The sequence below is a fragment of the Sorangium sp. So ce295 genome (assembly GCF_051527405.1).
Classification (GTDB): Bacteria; Myxococcota_A; Polyangia; order Polyangiales; family Polyangiaceae; genus Sorangium; species Sorangium cellulosum_B.
The window spans coordinates 11,582,414-11,603,764 of record NZ_CP150324.1 but is presented as its reverse complement, the minus strand read 5'-3'; the positions used below and the strand labels follow the sequence as shown (position 1 = coordinate 11,603,764).

The following is a 21,351-nucleotide window of genomic DNA, read 5'->3' as shown; positions in this document are numbered from 1 at the left end:
CGAGCTGGTCCAGAGCGGGGGGCTAGAACCCCGGATCATGCTTCCACGACTTCGGCGGCGTGGGGGTTGGCGTCGGGCTCGGCGAGCTGCTCTGCTCGGCGGGCTTGGTCGGACGGCGGGGCGCCGCGCGCGCGGGTGACACCGGGAGCGGAGCCGGGGTCGGCGCTGCGCTGGCCGAGACGGAGGCAGAGGGCTGGCCCGGGGGCGCGTCGAGCTCGGTCGCAGGGGGCGCCTCCGCCTTGGAGGGCGCCGGCGCCGGGGCGGCGGACGCCGGGGCGGCGGGCGCGGCCCCGGAAGGAAGAGGGGCGGGCGCGTCGCCGCTCCGGAGCAGTACCGCGAGCACGCCGGCGGCGAGGAGGCCGAGGATCACGACGGCGGGCAGCGCGCGGCTCCTGGAGCGCGCGAACGGCGGGATCTCGTCGTCGAGCGCGCTGTTTCCGGCCGCGCTCCGGGCCGCGCCGCGGAGGTTGACGGTCCTGAAGGTGCTCACCGACGAGGGGCCGGCGCCGGTCACGTCGGAGCTGCCGAGGCTGTTGCGCAGCTGATTGCGGTCGGCGCGCTCCAGCGCCTCGGTGAGGGCCGCGCGCGTTTGCTCCTGCTGGTCCTCGAACAGCTCGCGGACGAAATTGGCGACGTCCTCGTCGGTGGCTCGCTGGTTCGGCGGAAGCGCCTTGTCGAGCGCGCGCATCAGCTCGTTGGCCGTGGCGTAGCGCTGGTCGCGCTCCTTTTCGAGCGCGCGCATCAGCACGGCCTCGAGCGACGCCGGGTAGTCGGCCTGGAACTCGTGCGGCGCTTCCACCGGGTCCGTGGACGAGATGGCGAACAGCGTCGCGCCCTCGGATTCCCTGCGGAACGGGTGTTTGCCGGTGGTGAGCGTATAGAGCACGATGCCCATCGCGAACACGTCGACGCGCCGGTCGATCGCGTCGCCGCGCACCTGCTCCGGCGCCATGTAGCTCACCTTGCCCTTGAGCTGCCCGGCCTGCGTCGTGCTGTCGTTGAGCGCTGTGGCCTTGGCCACGCCGAAGTCGACCACCTTGGCCAGGCCGTTGTACGTGACCAGGATGTTCTGAGGGGAGATGTCGCGGTGCACGAGGCCGACGAGCTTGCCGCTCTTGTCCTTGAGCTCGTGCGCGGCGTGCAGGCCGGCGCAGGCCTGCGCCACGATGCGCACCGCGATCGGGATCGGCATGCCGTTCTGCCGCTTCGCGACCTTCATCACCTGGTTGAGCGGAATGCCGTCGATCCACTCCATCGCCAGGAACAGCACGCCGTCCTGCTCGCCGAGGTCGAGGATCTCGACGGCGTTCGGGTGGCGGATCTGGGACGCGAGCGACGCCTCCGAGAGGAACATGCGCTCGAACTGGTCGTCCTCCGACAGCGTCGGCAGCATCGTCTTCACTGCGACGATCTTCTGGAAGCCGCGCGTCCCCTTCAGCCGCGCCGCCCACACCATGGCCATGCCGCCCGCTGCGATCGGCAGCAGCAGCTCGTAACGACCCAACACGGACCCGGGCCCGAGCTCGGCCGGGGTGTTCTGCAGGAGGTTCGGGGCAGGATTCACGCTACTCGGAAGGTTTGTTAAGTGCCCTGACCGTACGAGTGTGCGGCGTCACGAAGCGAGTGCCCAGCACGAAGAAACATCGCGGAGACAAATTGCGGCTATCGCACCAATAACCCCACCTCCCTACATTGGTCGACGGCTGGCGGCGGCGCTTCGTGGCTGGGCAGCTGCCGCGAAAACGTCGCTAGGAAGTCCAAGCGCCGTCCGGAAGTCAAGCTGCTCTTATGCGCCTACCATCGTACAAGGAAGGCGGAAGGGCGCGTTGCCACGCGTCTCCACGCGTCTCCACGCGCTGTCACCGCCGCACGACGAACATCGCGGCGAAATACCCATCCGTGCCGTGCACGTGCGGCAGCAGCCGGAACGCGTCGCCGCCGCCCGCGAGCTCGCGCGCGAGCTCCGCGTCGAACGGCGCCGGCTCCAGCCGGACGCCGAGGCCGTCGTCCGCCGGGGCCGCGAGCCGCGCCGCCACGGCCTCGCACTCCTCGCGCAGCACGCTGCACACCGCGAACACGAGCCGGCCGCCGTCCCGGGCGCGGGTCGCGGCGCGGCGCGCGATCGCGACCTGGAGGTCGGCCAGGCGCGGGAGATCGTCCGCTTCGCGCCGGAGCGCGATCTCCGGGCGCCGCCGCAGCGTGCCCACCCCGGAGCAAGGCGCGTCGACGAGCACCCGGTCGTAGCCCTCGGGGACGTCGCCCGCGCCCACCGTCCAGTCGACGGCGTAGGTCTCGCGCACGGAGGCCGCAGCCCGCCCGAGCCCGTCGCGCGCGCCGGCCTGCGCATCGCCGGCCTCCGCGCCTGCGCCCTCTGCGCTCACGGGAGGCGCGCCGAGCGCCGCGCGGAGCTGCGAGAGCTTCGCGGGGTACAGATCCGCCGCGTCCACCGCGCCGGAAGGCAGCACCGCGCGCGACAGGAGCCACGACTTGTTGCCGCGGCCGGAGCAGGCGTCGAGCACGGCCTCGCCGGGGCGCGCGCCGAGCGCGAAGGCGAGCGCCTGCGCCCCCTCTTCCTGGCCGATCCACGCGACGCCGAAGCCCGGGAGCCGCCGGAGATCGCCCGCCCCCCGCGCGACGATCGCGGCCGGTGAGACGTGCCCCGCCTCGAAGGACCCGGTGGGCGCGGCGGCCCGCAGCGCCTCGAGCCACGCGCCGCGGTCCTCGCCAGGGGCGAGGCAGAGGCCGGTCGGCGGCGGCACCGGGCCGGCCGACAGGAACGCCTCGGCCGCGGCCCGGCCGAGCGAGCGGCGCAGGGCGCCCCGCAGCCACCCCGGCGCGGAGGCGACCACCGCGCTCGCGAGCGTCGGGCGACCGCCGGACTCCACGGCCGCGGCGAGCCGGCGCAGCACGGCGTTCGCGAACGCGCCGACCCGCGGCCCGCCGGCCGCCTGGGCGCCGTCCACCGCCTCCGAGACCGCGGCGAACGAGGGGACGCGATCGAGGAAGCAGAGCGAGTACGCCCCCATCAGCACGTGGGCGCGCACCAGCGGGTCGGCCGTCCAGCGGCTCTTCGCGGCGAACTCGGCGATGCGCGCCTCGAGCGCCGCCTGCGCGCGCAGGACGCCGTAGACGAGCTCCGTCGCGAGGCCTATGTCCCGCGGGTCCAGCGCCGGCGCGCGGCGCAGCTCGGCGTCGAGGGCCGCCGAGGCGAAGGCGTCCGAGCCCCACACCCGCGCGAGCACGCGCGCCGCGACCGCGCGCGGCGCGCTCTCGGCCGGATGCGGCGGGCGCGCCGCGCCGCGGCCCCCTTCGCGCCCGTCGCGCCCGTCACCTTGGCCCCGGTCAGCCAACGAGCTCCTTGAATTGCCCCTGGATCACGTCCCAGCGGCGCTCGACGTCGTTCTTGAAGGCGATGCCCATCAGGCCGATGAGCACCATGAGCCCGACCAGGCTCGCGATCTCGCGGACGCGCAGCGGCAGCGGGCGCCGCAGCACGGCCTCGAACGTGAAGAACAGGAGGTGGCCGCCGTCGAGCACCGGGATGGGCAGCAGGTTGATGAGCCCGAGGTTGATCGAGATGACCGCCATCGCCCAGACGAAGTAGCTGACGCCCTTCGCGCCCTCCTCGCCGATCACGTCGTACACCGTGATGGGGCCGCCCAGCGTGGAGATGCTGACCTTGCCCTCCATGATGCGGACGATCCCGACCACGATGAACCGGATGACGTCGTACGTCTCGTCGACCGCGCTCTCCAGGGCGAACTGGAAGGCCGACGGGCTGTCGACGAACGGCTCGGCCACCATCGGCGACCAGTTCGACGCGCGCAGGTAGAAGCGCGGGCGGTGCTGGCCGTACTCGTCGATCCAGTCCTCGCGGCGGAGCTCGATGGTGCCGCTCTTGCGCTGGCCCGAGCGCTGCCACGTGATGACGTGCGGCCTGTCCGGAGCCGCGAAGAGCCGCTCGACGAAGGTCGACCAGGCGGTGACCTCGACGCCGTCGACCTCCGTGATGCGATCGCCCGGCCGGAGCTCGGCGTCCCACTCGGCCGAGCCCTCGGGGACCTCGGCGACGTAGAGGTCGGCCGGCTCGATGCCGGTGCGCGCGAGCAGGTCGCCGTGGCCGCTCTCCGGCGTCAGCGCGGCGACGCCCGACTCGTAGACGGCGAGCTCGGCCAGCCCGCCGAGCGCGCGCGGCACCGTGACCGGGCGCAGGTACGTGACCGGCACCGTGGCGCCGCGGCTCTCCTCGAGCGCGATCTCCAGGTCGGCGAACGTCTTCACGGGCGTGCCGCGCACCTCCGTCACGACGTCGAACGTGCGCAGCCCGGCCCGGAACGCGGGCGAGTCGGGCCGCGAGACGCCCACCACGGCGGCGGGGCGGCTCGGCCGGATGCCGATCTCGCCCACCCGGTCCACGATCTCGAGCGGCTTCTGGACGACCTTCTCCTCCGGGACGACCGTGACCTCGACGTGCGTCTTGTTGCGGAACACCTTGAGGCGGAGCTCCTGGTTGGGGCTCTTCGTCACGATCCGGTGCAGCTCGGCGAAGGTGCTGACGCGCTCGCCGTCCACCTCGAGGATGCGATCGCCCGGGACCAGCCGGCCCTCGGCCGGGTGCCCCGGCAGGACCACGCCGACCGTCGGCGGGACGAAGCGGGTCTCGCCGATGAAGACGGCGAAGTAGAGCAGCACCGGGAAGAGCACGTTCATCGCCGGGCCGGCCATGACGATGATCACGCGCTTCCAGAGCGCCTGGGACTCGAAGGTGCGCTTGCGATCCTCGGGGAGCACGGCCTCCTGCCGGTTCTCCTCGAGCATCTTCACGAAGCCGCCGAGGGGCAGGAGCGCGACGCAGTACTCCGTCTCCCGGCCCCGCAGGCGCAGCACCCGGGGGCCGAAGCCGATCGAGAAGGTGAGGACCTTCACGCCGAAGATCTTCGCGCACACGAAGTGGCCGAGCTCGTGCACGAAGATGAGCACGGAGCAGAGCAGCGCGAAATACAGGAGGTCCACGGCGGCGGCTCTCTTTACGCGAGGCCGGGCTCGGTGACCACTGGCCACTGAGGGGCGCAGGGCCAGGGCGCCCCCGCGCGAAGGGCGGCCTCCGGCGAAGGGACGGCGTCCGGTCCGTGGAAAGGCGCCCTCCGGCGTGACGATGCCTTCACGGCGCTGGCCCCGGTCGGCCGCCCACAGACACCCGCGGTTCCGCCGCGTGGCGAAATGTCACAGAGCGCGGGCGCGCCCTGCGCGATGCGCGATCGGAAGAGCGCCAGAGGGCCGCAGGCCCCGCGCATCCGTGATATCTCACCGATGGAACCCGGCCGGGCGACGCGCCCGCGAGCGACGCCTCACGGCGCACGGTACCCTGGCCGATTCTCGCGATGTGCCCTGATACGAACTGCGAGGTCCCATCATGAAGCACACGATTGAGCACGACCTGAGCGACACCGAGGCAAAGCTGGCGACCGAACGAGCGATCGCGCAGTACCGAGCGCGGTACGCCGAGTACGAGCCTTTCCTCGTGTGGCGCGACGCGACGCGCGCCGAGCTCGGCTTCTCGGTGAAGGGCGTCAAGCTGAAAGGCAGCATGGAGCTCCGCCCCGGCGCCGTGGACGTGGATCTCGACGTGCCTCTCCTGATGCGCCCCTTCAAGGGGGTAGCGATCGCCGCCATCGACAAGGAGGTTCGTCACTTCATCGCAGAGGCGCACCGCGAACGGGCCCAGGGAGGCGGCAAAGCCACCTGAGCGAGCGGGCTGTTCCACTATGGACATGAGCGCCAGCCGGCGCTATGTTGCTCCAACAGTATCTACTTCGCCGGCCGAAGTACGCCCCGCGACACGACTCACTCCAGTGCTCGGCCGGCAGGGGGCTGTCTCCTCGCTGCTCACCTGCCGGTCTCGCCGTCGCGCTCCCTCGTCGTCGTACTCACCGAGCGAGCGCCTTCACGGCCGTCAGCTTGTGCGAGGCCAGCACGGAGTGGATCGCGGTGATGAGGCCCCCCGCGTCGATCTCGCAGCGCATGACGAAGCGTGGCGCCAGCTTCTCCACGGTGGTCGTGCGCTCGATGACGACCGCCGGGAGGCCGTTGATGAGGCGCAGCTCGTGGCGGAGCGCTCCGGGGTCGTCGATCCTCAGCAGGCCGACGTAGAAGCGCGCGACCCGGTTCGGGCCGACGACGATCCGGCGCGCCGCCTTGAACTCGCCGTTCGCGTCGTTGATGACCCGGACGCCCTCGCTCAGGAGCGCCTCGATGGCGGCGACGTCCTGCGTCGCCAGGGTCTGCAGGAAGCGCACGAGCGCCGCGCCCGACCGCTCGACGAGCTCGGGTGAGGGGCGGCAGCGCTCGCGATCGTACGGCTCCAAGGCGCGGCGGGCGCGGTGGTGGGTCGTCTTCACGCTGGCCTCCGACAGGTCGAGCGCGGCGGCGGTCTCCTGCACCGAGTAGTCGAAGACGTCGCGGAGCAGGAGCACCGCGCGCTGCTGCGGGGTCAGCGCCTCGAGCGCGATGAGGAAGGCGAAGGACGCGCTCTCGAGGAGGTCGTAGCGGCCCTCGGTGCCCTCCTTGCCCGGGATCTCGAACGACGGGGGCTCGGGCTCCGCCTCGATCGGGGAGGGGAGCCACGGTCCGTCGTAGGTGAGGCGCTTGCGGCGCCGGAGGGCGTCGCGGCCGAGGTTCAGCGCGACGCGCGCGAGCCAGGGGCGGACGGGCTCTCCGGTGCGCGCGGGCGGGCGCTCCAGCGCGCGGACGAACGTCTCCTGCACGATGTCGTCCGCGTCCGCGGCGCTGCCGGTGAGCCGGTAGGAGAGGGCCCAGAGGAAGCGCTCGTGCTCGCGGTAGCTCGCGGCGACGAAGCCGGGGGCGACGAGCCCGGCGCTCGGGGCAGGAGAGGCCGTGGAGCTGCTCATGGAGCGTCGGGTAACCCCGTCACGCCGCGCGGTCGAGGGCGCGGCGCGAGAGGATGTCCCGCGCGGCGTCCCGCGCGCTGGCGAGGCTCGCGTCGGCGAGCATGCCCGTCGGCCCGACCCAGTCGCCCGCGAGGAAGAGCCCGTCGAGCTCCGGGACGCGGGCGCCGGGGCGCCCTGCGCGGCCGCCGCCCTCCGCCGTGACCACGGCGTTGGAGACGATGAGCGAGGGCAGGAAGCGGCGCTCGACGATCGCGCCGCGGTAGCCGGGCTGCGCGCGGTCGAGCAGATCCTCGAGCTCGCGCTCGGGGTCGCGGCCGGCGAGCTCGGGGCTGTACTGGGCGGTGTGGATCACGGCGCCGCCCGCGGGGGCGAGGCGCGCGGCGTCGGTGTGGACCGACAGGTAGAGCGGGCGGTCGATGCCGAGCACGAAGCCCGGGCGCTGGCGAGGGAGCCTCGACAGCGCGACGTCGAGGCACGCGGCGCGGACCGGGACGGCGCGCTCCGCGTGCGCGGCGAGCGCCGCGCTCGCGGGCACGAGCGCGGCCGCGGCGCGCGGGCTCGCGGCGACGAGCACGGCGCCGGCGCCGAGGCGGTCGCCGTTCGCGAGCTCCACGGCGGAGACGGCGCCGCCCTCGGCCGCGATCTGCGCCGCGCGCGCGCCGGTGAGGATCTCCACGCCGGCCGCCACGGCGGCGTCGCGCAGGCCGTCGACGAGGGTCCTCCAGCCGCCGTCGAGGTAGAGCACGCCGTGGCTCAGGGCGAGCTGCACCTGCGTCAGCGCCGCGCCGGCGCTCTGGCGATCGTCGTCGGCGCAGTAGGTCGACAGCCGGACGAGCGCGCCGACGAAGCGGCGCACCTCGGGCGTCCGGAAGGCGTCGCGCAGCCAGGCCGAGACCGGGACCGCCGCGAGCGGCGCGGGGTTGGCCGCGGCGAGGCTGCCAAGGACGCGCCCCATCTCGACCTTCGCGGCGAGGGGGAAGAGGCCCGTCGTGAGGAGCGACAGGGCGCCGGACGGCAAGGTGTGGAGGGCGCCGCGGTCGAGCGCGAGCGCGCCCGACGGGGACGGCGCCGCGCCGGTGAACCGGACGCCGAGCTCGCGGAGCACCTCGTGCGCCGCGCCCCCGCGGTAGAGCGCGTGAGCGCCGAGGTTCAGCGAGAAGCCGTGGCTCTCCTGCGTGGAGGCGCGGCCGCCCGGCGCGTGCGCCTTCTCGACGAGGGCGACCGACCGACCCGCCCTGCCCAGGTACGCCGCCGCGGCCAGGCCCGCGAGCCCGCCGCCGATCACCACCACGTCTTTTGTAGTACGCATCACATCGTCCCTTTCCTGGCGGTATCACGATCGGGGGCCCGGAAAGGTTACGCGCGCCCTGACGAATTTTCGGAGCGCGGCGGGACGGGGAGGGGGCTGGACGGCGGGCGAGAAGCGGCGTGCCGGCGCTCAGGTGGCGCGGACGAGCGGCGTGTCGACGAGGTGCTCGGACAGGAACCACACCTGCATCTCGTTCGTGCGGAGGACGTCGCCCATGAGCAGGTCGGCGGTGCCATCGTCGCGGTTCTCGGTGGTGAGCTTCACCGCCTCGCGCGTCTCCGCGAGGATGAGCTCGTGCGCGTCGAGCAGGCGCGAGAGCTGGGCGGGCACCTGCTCGCGGCCGCGGGGCGCCCGCTCGATCCTCGTCGTCTCCGCGACGTCGTGCGCCATGGCGATCGCGACGCCGCCCAGCATCTGGACGCGCTCGGCGAGCATGTCGATCAGCGCGGCTTGCTCCTTGAAGTGCTTGTCGAAGAGCAGGTGGAGCTGGAAGAAGGTCGCCCCGGACACCTGCCAGTGGTGCTTCTTGTACATGTCGCGCAGGACGAGCGTGTCCGACAGGATCTGATTCAGCGCCCGGATGCTCTCCGCGCGCGACTTCGCGGCGAGCGCCAGCGGATAGTCCACGACCGTCCCGAAAGGCTGGATCTCCTCGCTTCGCTGGCGGAGGAGGGGCTGGGCCTCGAGCGCCCGCGCGCCTCCTTCCTTGCCACCACGCCTCTGTTTCCTCTGTTGCTTCCTCTGTACTGCCATGGTCCCCTCCCCGTCGATCGGTTCACTACGTATCTAGAGCCCGAGCCCGCTCCGTCCATGGCTGCACGTCCGCTGTCGTGTCCACGCGGGCCGGCGCGGCGCTCCGCTGGAAGGCGCGCCCGCGCGGCATCGCGCCACCGCGCGGCTCGCATCCGGCTGGGATTTCGTGCAAAGTCCAGCGCAGCATGAAACGGCTCCTGCTCACCAGCGCGCTGCCCTACGCCAACGGGCACATCCACATCGGCCACCTCGTCGAGTACACCCAGACCGACATCTTTGCCCGTTATTGGCGGATGACCGGGCGGAGGTGCATTTACCTGTGCGCCGACGACACCCACGGCACGGCCATCATGATCCGCGCTCGGCAAGAGGGGCGGAGCGAGGCCGACGTCATCGCGGACATGAGCGCGGCGCACCAGCGCGATTTCGCGGCGTTCCAGATCCGGTTCGACCACTACGGCAGCACGAACTCCCCGGCGAACCGCGCGCTGTGCGAGGAGATCTGGGCGTCGCTGCGCGAGCGCGGCATGGTGACCACGAAGGAGGTCACGCAGCTCTTCGATCCGCAGGAGGGCATGTTCCTGGCGGATCGCTTCGTCAAGGGCACCTGCCCGAAGTGCGCGGCGCCGGACCAGTACGGCGATAGCTGCGATCGGTGCGGCTCGACCTACGCCGCGACCGATCTTGTCGAGCCGAGGAGCGCGCTCACGGGCGCGCGGCCCGAGGTGCGGAGCGCGCAGCACCTCATGGTGGCCATCGAGCCGGAGCGGCCGTTCCTGTCGACCTGGACGCAGGGCGAGGGGCGGATGCCAAAGGAGATCGCGAACTACCTCGCAGGGCATTTCCTGTCGGAGCCGCTCCGCGACTGGGACGTATCGCGCCCCGCGCCGTACTTCGGGTTCGAGATCCCCGACGCGCCAGGGAACTACTGGTATGTCTGGTTCGACGCGCCGATAGGGTACATGGCTGCGAGCAAGGAGTGGTGCGCCCGGGAAGGCGAGGCGTTCGACGACTGGTGGCGATCCGAGGAGACGGAGATCGTCCACGTCATCGGGAAGGACATCGTGTATTTCCACACGCTCTTCTGGCCGGCGATGCTGAAGAGCGCGCGCTTCTCGCTGCCGTCGCGCGTGCAGGTGCACGGGTTCCTCACCGTGAACGGAGAGAAGATGTCGAAGAGCAAGGGCACGTTCGTGCTGGCCTCGACGTACCTGAAGCACCTCGACCCGGCGTACCTCCGTTATTACTACGCGAGCAAGCTGAGCTCGAAGGTCGACGACATCGATCTGAACCTGGAAGAGCTCGTGAACAAGGTGAACGCCGAGCTCGTGAACAAGGTCGTGAACCTGGCGAGCCGGTCGTCGCGCTTCGTGGCGCAGACGGGGCTGTCGGCAATTTACCCCGAGGACGGGGGGCTGTTCGCGGCGGCGGCGGCGGAGGGCGACGCGATCGGGGCGGCGTACGCGGCGTTCGACTATGCGCGGGCGACGAGGAGCATCGTGGCGCTGGCGGACCGGGCGAACGAGTATGTCGACCGGATGCAGCCGTGGGCGCTGGCGAAGCAGCCGGAGAAGAAGGCGGAGCTGCAGGCCGTCTGCACCGTGGCGCTCAACCTGTTCCGGCAGATCGTGCTCTACCTGGCGCCGGTGCTCCCGAAGCTGGCCGACGACGTCGCGCGGCTGCTCGGGTGCCCCATGGACCGGTGGGAGCTCGCGAAGACGCCGCTTGTGGGCACGCCTGTGGCCGCGTATGAGCACCTCATGAAGCGGGTCGAGCCGGGCGCAGTGGAGAAGATGATCGCGGAGGGCCGCCCCGCCGAGGAGGCGGCGGCGCCGGGCGGCGCGGCGGGGGCGAACGCCGAGGCGGGCCAGGCGACGGGCGGGGGCGCGGCCGCGGAGGACGACGGCGCGGCGCTCGCCAAGGAGCCGCTCGCGCCGGAGTGCACGATCGACGATTTCACCAAGGTCGACCTGCGCGTCGCGCGCATCGTCGCGGCGGAGCACGTGCCCGAGGCGAAGAAGCTGCTCAAGCTGACCGTCTCGCTCGGAGGGGAGGCGCGGAGGACGGTGTTCGCCGGGATCAAGGCGTATTACAAGCCGGAAGACCTCGTCGGGCGGCTCGTCATCGTGTGCGCCAACCTGGCGCCGCGGAAGATGAAGTTCGGCCTCAGCGAGGGGATGGTGCTCGCGGCGGGGGACGAGACGGTGCATCTCCTGTCGCCGGACTCGGGGGCGAAGCCGGGGATGCGGGTGCACTGAGGCGGCTGCCGGCTGCGCGGGCTCGGTGGGCCCGCGCAGCCGCCGCGCCACGTCCCCTGCTGTCGACGTGGCGGACTACTTGGTGAGGATCGGGGGGACGGTTGACCGCGGGAACGGGCGGACGATCAGGCCCTGCTTCTTGATCTCCACGTTGGTGAGCTCGCCGAACGCGCCCCGCGCGGTGACCGTGATGTTGGTCCTCGTGCCGTCGGCCCAGAAGAGCTCGCGGGCCTCGCCATCGAAGGTCAGCTGGCCGAGCTTGCGCACCTGCTTGTGGACGATGCTGCAGCTCTCGGCGCCGGAGGGCGGGTGCTGGGCGGCCAGCGTCGGGTCCTCGACGATGTGCCAGACGACCACGCTCGAACCGAGCGGCGCGTCGTAGACGTCACCGGCGCCCCAGCGGTTCTCGAGCAGGAAGTACTCCTTGTCGCCGCGCGCGGCGTCCCAGAGCAGCGTGACCTCCTTGCGGGTCTCGATCGAGGCCAGCGGGACGGTCTGGGTGGTCCACGAGCCGATCTCGACGAGGTCCGGGGTCACGAGGGCGCTCTTCAGCTTCTCGAACGGGCCCATGTGGGTGGCCTGCCAGTGCCAGTACATGGCGTCGAAGTACTTTGACGCCGTGCTCGACGAGTCGCAGCCGTACATGTCCTGCGCGTCCAGGATGCGGTGGGTGAGCTCGTGGGCGAGCAGGCCCACGCCGTTGCGGCGATCCGAGTCGAACGGCGACAGGTAGACGTCGAGGAGATCGAAGTTCAGCGGCGTCGAGTTGCCGTCGACCGCCACGTCGACGCTGCGGTTGGTGCCGTAGGCCGAGTTCTGCGGGCGCACAACGACGAGGACGAGCTCGTCGCGGGTGATCTTGCCGTCGCCGTTGGTGTCGTAGTTGTGGAAGTTGATGCTCGGGTCGGCGGCGCGGATGGCGTCGCGCCAGGCCTCGGCGTGCCCGCCGGGCGTGTCCCAGTACCAGTTGCCCTGGTGCGCGGCCGGCGCCTGGGCGAACGGGCCGCAGTTCACGTACTGGAAGCTGTCGAAGGCGAGCTTGCCGTCGGTGTTGTCGGCCAGCCAGCCCTTCATGCTCATGCCGCCGTCGCCGCCCTCGTGGTAGTTGAGGATCTGGGAGAGCGAGGGCGCGGCGTGATCCGGGCGGACCGGGTCGATGCACAGCACCAGGGCCTTGTGGGTGCGCACGCGCGGCGAGTGGCCGTAGCCCTGGCCGATGCCCATGAACGCCTGGGCGAAATCGGAGCCCGAGCGCCGCTTGGCGGTCACGCGGAGGGAGCGATCACGGATGTTGGCGGTGGTGCCGGTGTCGCTGCGCGCCTGCAGGGTCACGGTGTGGTTGCCCGGGCGCAGGTTCTTGAGCACGAAGGTGTGCGAGTTGACGCGCATGAGCGGCTCGCCCTGGATGAGGGTGACGTCGCCGGGCTGCGCCGGCACGCCGTCGACCAGGGCGCGCAGGAACAGGCGGCCGCTCGAGGAGTAGACCTCGCCGGAGAAGGTGATCGCCGCGCTCTCGGCGGGAGCCTGGGTGTTGAGGTTGACCGAGAGGTCGGGGATGTTGGTCCAGTTCAGGCCGGAGAAGGGCACCGGCGCGCCCTGCATGGTGGCCGCAGCGGTCGAGCCGCCCGGGGCCGAGGCCGGCGCGGCGGAGACGGCCATGGTGCGGTCGCCCAGGCGGATGTCGCCGCCGGCGGTGTCGCCGGACCACTGGATCTGCACGGTGTGGTTGCCGGCGGGCACGCTGGGCGCGACGAAGGTCATGCTGCGCGTCCCGCCGCGGTTCGACATGTTGGCGTGGAGCAGGGTCACGTTGCCGACGTCCACGCCGTCGACGAGCGCGCGCACGAACATGCGGCCGCTGTTCGAGGAGGCCTCTGCCGAGAAGGTGACGATCAGGTCCTGCTGGGCGCTCGTGGTCAGCTGGGTCGTGAGGCCCGGGACGTTCTCCCAGGCGGTGGTGGTCTTGATGAGGTCCGGGCCGCTGGGCGCGGCGGCCACGGCGAGCCGGCCGTCGCCGCTGAAGGGCGCGGCCGAGTTGACCACCAGCGAGCGATCGCGCATCTGGGCGTCGCCGCCGTTCACCACGTACCACTGGATCTCGACGATGTGCTGACCGGCCGAGACGCCCGACTTCACGAAGGTGAAGGAGCGCGTGCCGTCGAAGTTCTCGCTGCCCATCTTGATCTTCACGTCGCTCGGCGAGACCGGCGCGCCGTCGACGAGCGCGCGCAGCCACACCGTGTTGGTGGCGTAGATCTCGGCGCTGAAGCTGATCTCCAGGTTGTCGCCCGCGTGCGAGTAGACCGCGCTGGACAGGCCGGGGGCCGAGGTCCATGCGCTCTTGGTCGCGATCGCGTACGGCGCGCCCTCGGCGGGCGAGAGCACGGACAGGTTGCCGACGGGGTTCTGCTGGTAGAGCGAGAGCGCGGCTGCCTCGCTCGCGATGTCCTCCTCGTCCGACACCGCCTGCGAGACGTCCTCGTCGCCCGCGCAGCCGAGCTGGACGGTGGAGGCCGTGAGCGCCATGAGCGCAACGTGCTTGAGACGCATCCGCGGGGCCAGGAAATCTGAGCCGGCGTCGCGCTTGTCCTGACGCTTGAGATGTTGAAAGAACGCCATGATGACACCTCCGAAAAAAGCCAACGCCCTTGTCCTCGAATCGGATCTGGCATGACAGCCCGTGTCCCCATCGCAGAACGCCTGTCGATCGAGCTGTCCGTCAGCGCGTGTCGTCATCGTTAGTGCACACGAGGTGCCAAGCAGGGGATTTGTGTCGTCTGGCTCACTGCCGGGCCGGCGTGCGTGCTACGCCGCCCGAGCCAGGCACGCTGGCCCTTGCCGAGCGCGTGCTTCGGAGCGGGATCCTCGTCGCCCCGCGGGCGTTCGCCACGGCCACGCCGGCGTTGGGCGACCGAGCCAAGGCCGGAGAAGCATGGGACGGCGCGCGGTGAGCATGGGACGGCGCGCGGGCGCGCACGTGGGCCGCCCGGAAGCGGCCGGCGATCGCGCGATGGCTCGCGAACGCGGTCGGATGACACGGGCACGCTGGTTGTAACGTGCGACGGCCCGCTCCACAGCGACCGGCGTGCTGGCGTTCAGGGCCGACTCAGGACCGCCCTGACGATGGGGTGTGAGAAGACAACGAACAGAGGCAATGTTCCGAAGACAGGTCGATACCAGGGCCTGCGAGCAGCCCCTTGACAGCCGCCCAGAACTCGAATCACGTAAGCAGCATGACCCCGCATCATGGCGATCGAGCATCTGGCGATCGGGTCAGTCTCGGCGGCGAGCGCCAGCATCATCCTCGGCTTTTCGCCCGCGACGAGGTGCTCCACGAGATCGACGCGCTCTTCCGGAGGGGCGCGACCACGGTCCTCGTCACGGGAACCCCCGGCGTCGGCAAGAGCGCGATCCTGGCCAGCTATCTTCAGCGGGTCACCGCGGCCTGTCAGGTCGAGCGCGTGCGCGGCAGGATCGCTGACGCGAGCCGGCACCTCGCGCGCTGGGCTGAGCAGGTTGAACGCAACGTACGAGCGGAGGCGCGCTGGGCGGTCGCCTCCCATTTCCTGAGGACCAGCGCGTTCGATCGGCCCGAGTTCGTCGCGAGCTCGCTCGCAACGCAGCTTGAGAACCGCTTCATCGACATGCGTGACGGGCATGCGCACCCCGAGCGCCGCCTCATCGACCTCATCGAGCGCATCTCGAGGCGTGTCCTGGAGCCGGATTCCATGAGCCTCCTCCTGGTCATTGATGATCTCGACGAGGCGGAAGACGAGATCGGTTACTCCGATCTCGCCCGCCTGCTCCCCGCCCCGCTCCCGCCGCGCGTCGTCCTGCTCGCTTCCTCGCGCCCCACCACGAATCTCGGCTGGTTCATGCGTTACGCCCCGGCACACGTCGACCTCGACGCCCCGCGATGGATCCCCTCGAATTACGCGGCGTGCAGGGCCTTCTGGGACGGCGTCGTCCGGGAGCTCGGCCTCCCGGCCTACGTCGCCGACGAGGCCGTGCAGCGCGCCCAGGGCAACATGCTCTATTCCGTCGAGCTCGCCGAGTGGCTGCGGCGGTTGCCCCCCGAGGGCCGCCTTGGCGCTCCGCTCCCCCGCACGCTGCGTGACGTCTTCATCAAGCTATGGGGCCGCGTCAACCACCTACCCGCCGAGTCGGAGGTGCTGGTCAAGCGTAGCCTGGCCCTCCTCTGCGCCGCTCCCTCACCGCTCCCCCTTTCGACCATCGCCGCGCATACCGGCTGGAGCAGCCGTCTCCACGCGACCACCTTTCTGCGCGTCACGCGCCCCTTTCTCCAGCGCTTCACGACCCCGGGCGCCGAAGACACGTTCCGCCCCTTCCATGATGAGCTCCGGACGCTGATCACGGAGCAGCTGACCGTCGAAGCTGCGGCAGCCAGGGCCGCTCCGTACTATGCCGGTGTGGCGCCGGCTGCATCATGGCCGCCGCCTGCGGCGTCGACCCCGCCGCCGCCGGCGCGGACCACGGGCAACCGAGGCACCCTGGTGATGCGCGAGGTAGCGCCGATCCAGCCGCCGGCGCTCGACCAGGGTTCGGCGGCGCGTGTGCAGCGGGCTCACGCCCGCGGCGATGAGGCAGCGCGCATCGCTGACGCCGAGGCGGAACGCGCGATGGCCGCTGCGGAGGAGCAGGTGCTCGGTCCAGTGGCCGCTCGCTACGCCTTCCTCGTCGGGGTACGCCGCTACGATGACCGCAGCATTGGCAATCTGCGTTTTTGTGTCAACGACGTCGTCGCGCTCGGGAACGCGCTCAAGAACGAGCTGGGCTACACCGTCGTGAAGTCGATGCACGACGACGTCGAGGAAGAGCGCATGTTGCCCCTGCGCAACCGCGTCTTGCAGGAGCTGAGCCTCTTCGCGAGTGGGCTGAGCCCCAATGACCTGCTCCTTGTGCATTTCTCCTGTCATGGAGCCCTGCACAACGGCAAACCGCATCTCCTCTTTCGCGACAGCGGCAGCCAGGTGCTCCCCGAGACGTCCCTCTCGGTCGACAGGATCAAGGAGATCCTCCTCGAGTCGCCCGCCCGCCGCAAGATCCTCGTCCTCGATGCTTGCCACGCCGGGGTCGATCTCGGCCGGGCGCCCGGCGCTCCCTCGCTCGACCCTGGGTTCGTCCACGAGGCCTTCGAGCTCGCCGAGGGCATCGCCGTCCTCTCGGGCAGCACTTCCCAGCAGATCGCGATGGAGCGTCCGGAAGCCAAGCTCGGTGTGTTCACGTCGTTCGTGCTCGAGGGGCTTCGTGGCGCCGCCGATAGCACGGGTCGCAAGCGGTTCGTCACCGTGGACGATCTGAATCACTACGTCACGTACAGCGTCCAGCAGTGGAGCCGCGAGCAGTCGCTCTCCCTGCAGACCCCCACGGCGAGGATCGAGGGGACCGGGAGCATGATCCTCGTCGACTTTCGCCATCGGAGCGCCTGAGGGCTCGACGCCCACGGCGCCTGGGCTCACCGTGAGCCGACCTGCGTGGTGACGGCTTTCGGCTTTGTGACGAGGGGATCTGCTGGACCCGTGGGGTTGATCTGGGAAGCTTTCATGCCACTGGCGTCAGTCAACGTGCCGAACTCGGCGGGCCTGGCGTCCTTGTGACCCGCCTGTCCAGGCGCCGGATCGCGACCGGCGAGCGCGGCGGCGATCTCTTTGCGGCGGAGGGTTGTCGGTGAGCTGAACGCAAGGATCTTCCCCTGGGTGGGGGTGACGAGCCACCCCGCTGCTGGAATGCGCGTGGCTTCGCCGGCCTTGGCGTGGATGGCCTCGCCGTCCAGCGGGTATGTCGTGATGGACCGAGTGCTCTCGGCGACCTGCACCAGGTACACGTAGGCGTCGTGCTCGACCGTTCCCTCGAAGGCGATCTTCGTGTTCGCGGGAGCCAGGAACTTCTCGGTCGCGGCGGCGGAGAGGTTCTTCGTCGTCTCGCCGACGAGCACCGAGAGCGCCCACCGCAGGCGGTGGAGCTCGTCGCTCGACGTGGAGGGGGCGCTCTTCCTGGCTTTTTTGCTGGCTGACTTCGCAGGAGCCGTCGTGGACTGTGTTGCCCGCTTGGGTCTCGCAGCGGTGTTCCGGATCGGCATGATCATGTTCTCCTGGAGGCGTGTTGTCTGGATGATTGAAGCGCACGAGGACCGATAAGCTGCGCGAGCGAGGGCGCCGGGCGGCGAAGCGCCCTCTCCGTCCGTTCCTGGTCATGCGGCCGCTGCCGCGCCCTGCTCGCCGCCCTCCGCCGGCGAGGTGGCTCACCGCGAGGCGCACCGGAACCCGAGCCCGGAGCGACCCTCGATGCGCTTCGAGCGGCCGCGCGTCACACCTCGAGACATCACATCCAGCGCCGGCCATGAACCGCCGCGGCGTATGCGCTGGTCCTCCTCGCGCGACACGCCAGGGCCCTCCGTCACGGGATCGATGCAATCGCCGCATGAGCCGTAGTGAGGAAGCAAGAATTGATCCTGCACCCATTCCGCTGCATTGCCGCCGAGGTCCCAGACCCCCTCCGGCGTCCTGTCCTGCAGGGAGGTGCCCACGTCGTGCTCGCCCTTCGGAGACCTCTCGCAGAGGCCCTTCTCGTACACGCCAAAGGCGACCCCGTCGCAGCGGGGTGGATCCGAGCCCCATGGAAACCGGCGCGCCGTCGCGCCACGCGCGGCGAACTCCCACTCGGCCTCGGTGGGGAGGCGTTTCCCGCGGGCTTTGCAGTAGAGCGAGGCGGCGTCCCAGGTGACCTGGATGACCGGCTTGTTCTCGTGGCCCGGCCGGGGCACGAAGCGCCTCTCCGGGCGCAGGAGGATCCCCGAATGCTCGGGGAAGAGATCGACCAGCAGATAGCCGCGCGCGCGCTCGACTACGTAGCGCTGGATGCGGTGCTCGGTATCCTCCTTGATGTCGAGCGCCGGCGAGGTGACATCGAGCCACGCGGCGAACTCGGCGTTCGTGGTCTCGTAAGCATCGATGTAGAAGGGGGAGACGGTCACCTCTCGCACGGGCTGCTCTCGCTCGAGCAGGTCCCGGCGGCACTCGGGCCCGAGGCGCTGGCACTCGGCGTCGATCTCGGCGAGCGTGCTCCCCATCCGGAACTGGCCTCCCTGGAGCCGCACCATGTTGGACAGCGTCACGGGCGCTCTCTCCGGGAACGCGGGCCTCGCTGGTGCGCTCGCCACGAGCGCAGCCTTCAGCGGGAGCCTTCTGGTCAGCGCAGCCTGCGCGGGTCCGCCGCCGACGCCGTTGCTGCACGCGCGAACGAGGCCATAGGACGCGGTCACGAGCAGCGCAGGGATCGCGAGCAGGCCGACCAGGCGCTGCCCCTGCGGCCGCGCGGACGGCGGGGTGACCTCCTGCGTCTCGGTGCGCTCGACGGGCACCTCCACCCGCTCCGGTGTGGTGTCGGCCCCGGGGCCGGGTGACGGCGCGGCCCCGGACGGAGCCACCTCCGCCGCCTCGGCGACCTTCGTTCCGCCTGGCCGTGATCCCCTCTCGTGCGGGATCGTCTCCCGGACGACTGGCTTCTTCACGGTCGTCCTGCCGGCGTACCCCGCCTCCGGTGTCGCTGCTGACGTCGACTCCGCTGCGGATCCCACGACCGCTGCCGGCGTGACCGCGGGCGTCGCCGCGATGTCGCGGCGCATGGCCTCGGCGATCTGGGCGATATCCGGGCGCCGCGACGGCTCCTTCGCCAGCATGCGCCGGATCAAGCTCGAGATCTCCTGGGGCACCTCCGGGGCGACCTCGCTCAGAGGACGCGGATCCTGGAAGAGGTGCATGCGCAGGACCTCGACGGGCTCACCCGTGAACGGCGGCTCCCCGGCGAGCAGCTCGTGGAGGACGACGCCCAGGGAGTAGACGTCGGATCGGCTGTCCACCGGCGATTGGCCGACACACTGCTCGGGCGACATGTACATCGCCGTTCCGAGCACCGAGCCCGGCGCGGTGAGATCGGCCTTGTCCTCGGTGAACCGGGCGATGCCGAAATCCAGCAGCTTCAGGCGCTCCCCGCCGGACGCCTCGTCGTCGGCGACGAGCATCATGTTCGAGGGCTTCAGGTCGCGGTGGACAATCCCGTTCTTGTGGACCGCCGAGAGCGCCGACGCCGCTTGACGGCCGATACGAAGGACCTCCGGGAGGGCGAGCCTCTTGCATCGCATCAGGCGACTCCGGAGCAGCTCACCTCGGAGATACTCCATGAGGATGTACGGCTCGCCCTGGGGCGTCTCACCGAAATCGAAGATCTTCACCAGCCCCGGATGGTCGACCAGGCTCAGCGCGCGCGCCTCATTGGTGAACCGACGAAGCTGGCTCGCGTCGCGGGCGAGCTGGCTGGAGAGCACCTTGACCGCCGCGAGCTGTCCAACGCTCCGATGGACCGCGCGGTAGACAACCCCCATCCCCCCACGGCCGATCTCCTCGGTGATGAGGTACTGGCCGATGCTCGATCTGAGGAGTGAATCCACGCTGCGCCTCGGTTCAGACTCGGCGGCCTCGAACGGCTCGGGTGAATCCTATAACGGTGAACGATGGGGGAAAACGACCTATCGATGCCCGGCCTGCGCGAAGCAGCGGGGGCCAATGCGATATGCCGCCCACGCTGTAATTTGCTTTGCGCGCGGTGAGCGCCACGTCAGCGGCGGAAGCGCTGCACATCGAGGTCGTGATGGGCAATCCATCGATAGATCTGCTTGCGCGACCGGCGCGTCGCCCGCGCGATGTCCGCCACCACGCCGCGGTGCGCGCGGAGCAGCTCCTCGAGCTGGGCTCGATCGGGCGGAGGCTCCCGCTCGTCGGCTGCGTTCGACGCGTCTTCCTCGCTGGAGGGCGCGGGGGCCGACGAAGGGTGTGCGTCGGAGCTGGTCGTCGGTGGAGCTGCGGGCGCTGCGCCGGACGGAGGCCCGAGCCGGTCGGCGACGAGCTCGAGATCCAGCACGCCGGCCTCGCCGCCGCGAATGCGGAGCTGTGCGGCGAGGGCGAACACCTCGCGAACATTGAAGGGCCACGGATGCAGGAGCAGCGCCTCCGCGAGCGCGGAGCTGATGCGCGGGCGGGGCCGGCCCAGCGCGTGATCGAGCAGGGGCAGCACGTCCTCGCGCCGCTCGCGGAGCGGCGCGATCCCGAGCGGGAACTCCGAGAGCCTCGCGAAGAGATCGCCGCGAAAGCGGTGCGCCGCGATATCCGCCGTGAGGTCGCGGTTCGTCGCGGCGACGATGCGGACGTCGCAGGCGACCGGGGCAGTCGCCCCGACGGGGAGCACCATGCGATCCTGCAGCACGCGAAGGAGCTTGGGCTGCACGCCCTGCGGGAGATCGCCGACCTCATCCAGGAAGAGGGTGCCCCCGTCGGCGGCGCGGAACAGCCCGGGGCGGGCCACAGCCCCGCTGAACGCGTTGGCCAGGTGACCGAACAGCTGGCTCTCGGCGAGGCTCTCGGGGATGGCGCTGCAGTTCACGGCCACGAACGGCCCTCGCCGCTTGCTGGCGTCGTGCACGGCGCGCGCCACCACCTCCTTGCCGCAGCCGCTCTCGGCGAGGAGCAGCACCGTGACCTCGGTGGGGCCGACGCGGTGAATAGCGGCGCGCAGCGCGCACATCGAGGGAGCGTCGCCGAGGAGCGATGGCACCGGCGCGTCGGCCTGGGGCTCGGGTTCGGCGCGGACCACCAGGTACGAGTCGCCAATCGAGAGCACGTCGCCGTCGTCCAGCAACGCTTCGTCGATGCGCCGTCCGTTCACGTGCGTGCCGTTGCGGCTCTTTTCATCGACGACCCGCAGCCGGCCGAGCGCGTCTGTATGGAGCGTCGCGTGGAGCCGCGATGCGCGAGCGTCGCGGGGCAGGGCGATGCCGCTCCGCACCTCCCGCCCCATGGGCGTCGCGCCTCGCGACGGCGTGAAAATGACCGGCGGGTTCAGGAGGTCGTCGCCGGAGTACACGAGGCGCAGACGGAACACCCGCAGCAGGCCGCGCAGGATCGCGGGCGCCTTCTCCTCGGTCGTCGCCGCGGGCGGGACGCCGCCTGGCCTGCTGGTGGGTACATCCTTGGGCATTCACTAGACAAATAGCGCATCGAGGCGCTCTCCTGGGGACCGCGAGCGGCTCTCCCGGAGGCCATCCGTCGCG

13 protein-coding genes are annotated in these 21,351 nt (G+C 71.0%); 3 read left to right on the top strand and 10 right to left on the bottom strand.

Translation table 11 applies throughout. The features are described from left to right. Positions 1 to 22: 22 nt before the first annotated feature. The 3 genes from WMF11_RS44010 to rseP all read right to left on the bottom strand — a co-directional run bounded on the left by WMF11_RS44010 (position 23) and on the right by rseP (position 5,013). Positions 23 to 1,564, bottom strand: a complete 1,542-nt coding sequence (locus tag WMF11_RS44010; RefSeq protein ID WP_437975022.1) for a serine/threonine-protein kinase — start codon at positions 1,562 to 1,564, stop codon at positions 23 to 25. Positions 1,565 to 1,859: 295 nt separating this feature from the next. Beyond that, on the bottom strand, positions 1,860 to 3,350 hold the full coding sequence (locus tag WMF11_RS44005; RefSeq protein ID WP_437975021.1) for an RsmB/NOP family class I SAM-dependent RNA methyltransferase: 1,491 nt from the start codon (positions 3,348 to 3,350) through the stop codon (positions 1,860 to 1,862). After that, complete coding sequence (rseP, locus tag WMF11_RS44000; RefSeq protein WP_437905071.1) at positions 3,343 to 5,013, bottom strand: RIP metalloprotease RseP; 1,671 nt, start codon at positions 5,011 to 5,013, stop codon at positions 3,343 to 3,345. Before rseP ends, WMF11_RS44005 begins: the two co-directional genes overlap by 8 nt. 400 nt (positions 5,014 to 5,413) lie before the next feature. Between rseP and WMF11_RS43995 the strand changes: the two genes are divergently transcribed. Next, positions 5,414 to 5,746, top strand: a complete 333-nt coding sequence (locus WMF11_RS43995; protein WP_437546443.1) for a polyhydroxyalkanoic acid system family protein — start codon at positions 5,414 to 5,416, stop codon at positions 5,744 to 5,746. A 181-nt stretch (positions 5,747 to 5,927) separates the two neighbouring features. Here WMF11_RS43995 and WMF11_RS43990 read toward each other — a convergent pair whose 3' ends face one another. The 3 genes from WMF11_RS43990 to WMF11_RS43980 all read right to left on the bottom strand — a co-directional run bounded on the left by WMF11_RS43990 (position 5,928) and on the right by WMF11_RS43980 (position 8,970). Then, positions 5,928 to 6,908: a sigma-70 family RNA polymerase sigma factor gene (locus WMF11_RS43990; protein ID WP_437905070.1), complete on the bottom strand. Its 981-nt coding sequence runs from the start codon at positions 6,906 to 6,908 to the stop codon at positions 5,928 to 5,930. 19 nt (positions 6,909 to 6,927) lie between these two features. After that, on the bottom strand, positions 6,928 to 8,217 hold the full coding sequence (locus tag WMF11_RS43985; protein WP_437975020.1) for a phytoene desaturase family protein: 1,290 nt from the start codon (positions 8,215 to 8,217) through the stop codon (positions 6,928 to 6,930). A 129-nt stretch (positions 8,218 to 8,346) separates the two neighbouring features. Continuing rightward, positions 8,347 to 8,970 carry a Dps family protein gene (locus tag WMF11_RS43980; RefSeq protein ID WP_437905068.1) on the bottom strand — a complete coding sequence of 208 codons (624 nt, stop codon included), beginning with the start codon at positions 8,968 to 8,970 and terminating at the stop codon, positions 8,347 to 8,349. A gap of 185 nt (positions 8,971 to 9,155) precedes the next feature. Between WMF11_RS43980 and metG the strand changes: the two genes are divergently transcribed. Next, entirely contained in the window at positions 9,156 to 11,228 is a 2,073-nt protein-coding gene (gene metG / locus WMF11_RS43975; protein WP_437975019.1) for a methionine--tRNA ligase, read from the top strand. A 75-nt stretch (positions 11,229 to 11,303) separates the two neighbouring features. On the opposite strand, the gene WMF11_RS43970 is transcribed toward metG, so the two are convergent. Then, the gene (locus tag WMF11_RS43970) at positions 11,304 to 13,847 is read right to left on the bottom strand and encodes a hypothetical protein (protein WP_437975018.1); all 2,544 of its coding nucleotides are present in this window, start codon (positions 13,845 to 13,847) and stop codon (positions 11,304 to 11,306) included. 614 nt (positions 13,848 to 14,461) lie between these two features. On the opposite strand from WMF11_RS43970, the gene WMF11_RS43965 reads away from it, so the two are divergent. After that, positions 14,462 to 16,678, top strand: coding sequence for an AAA family ATPase (locus WMF11_RS43965; protein WP_437975017.1), 2,217 nt, complete (start codon positions 14,462 to 14,464; stop codon positions 16,676 to 16,678). Positions 16,679 to 16,704: 26 nt separating this feature from the next. Here the strand turns inward: WMF11_RS43965 and WMF11_RS43960 are convergent, their stop codons facing one another. From WMF11_RS43960 to WMF11_RS43950, 3 genes are all read right to left on the bottom strand, one after another. Beyond that, entirely contained in the window at positions 16,705 to 17,184 is a 480-nt protein-coding gene (locus tag WMF11_RS43960; RefSeq protein WP_437975016.1) for a hypothetical protein, read from the bottom strand. A 306-nt stretch (positions 17,185 to 17,490) separates the two neighbouring features. Then, a complete protein-coding gene (locus WMF11_RS43955; protein WP_437975015.1) occupies positions 17,491 to 19,695 on the bottom strand; it encodes a protein kinase domain-containing protein in 2,205 nt (734 codons plus the stop codon). Positions 19,696 to 19,862: 167 nt separating this feature from the next. Beyond that, positions 19,863 to 21,278: a sigma 54-interacting transcriptional regulator gene (locus tag WMF11_RS43950; RefSeq protein WP_437975014.1), complete on the bottom strand. Its 1,416-nt coding sequence runs from the start codon at positions 21,276 to 21,278 to the stop codon at positions 19,863 to 19,865. Positions 21,279 to 21,351 lie beyond the last annotated feature (73 nt).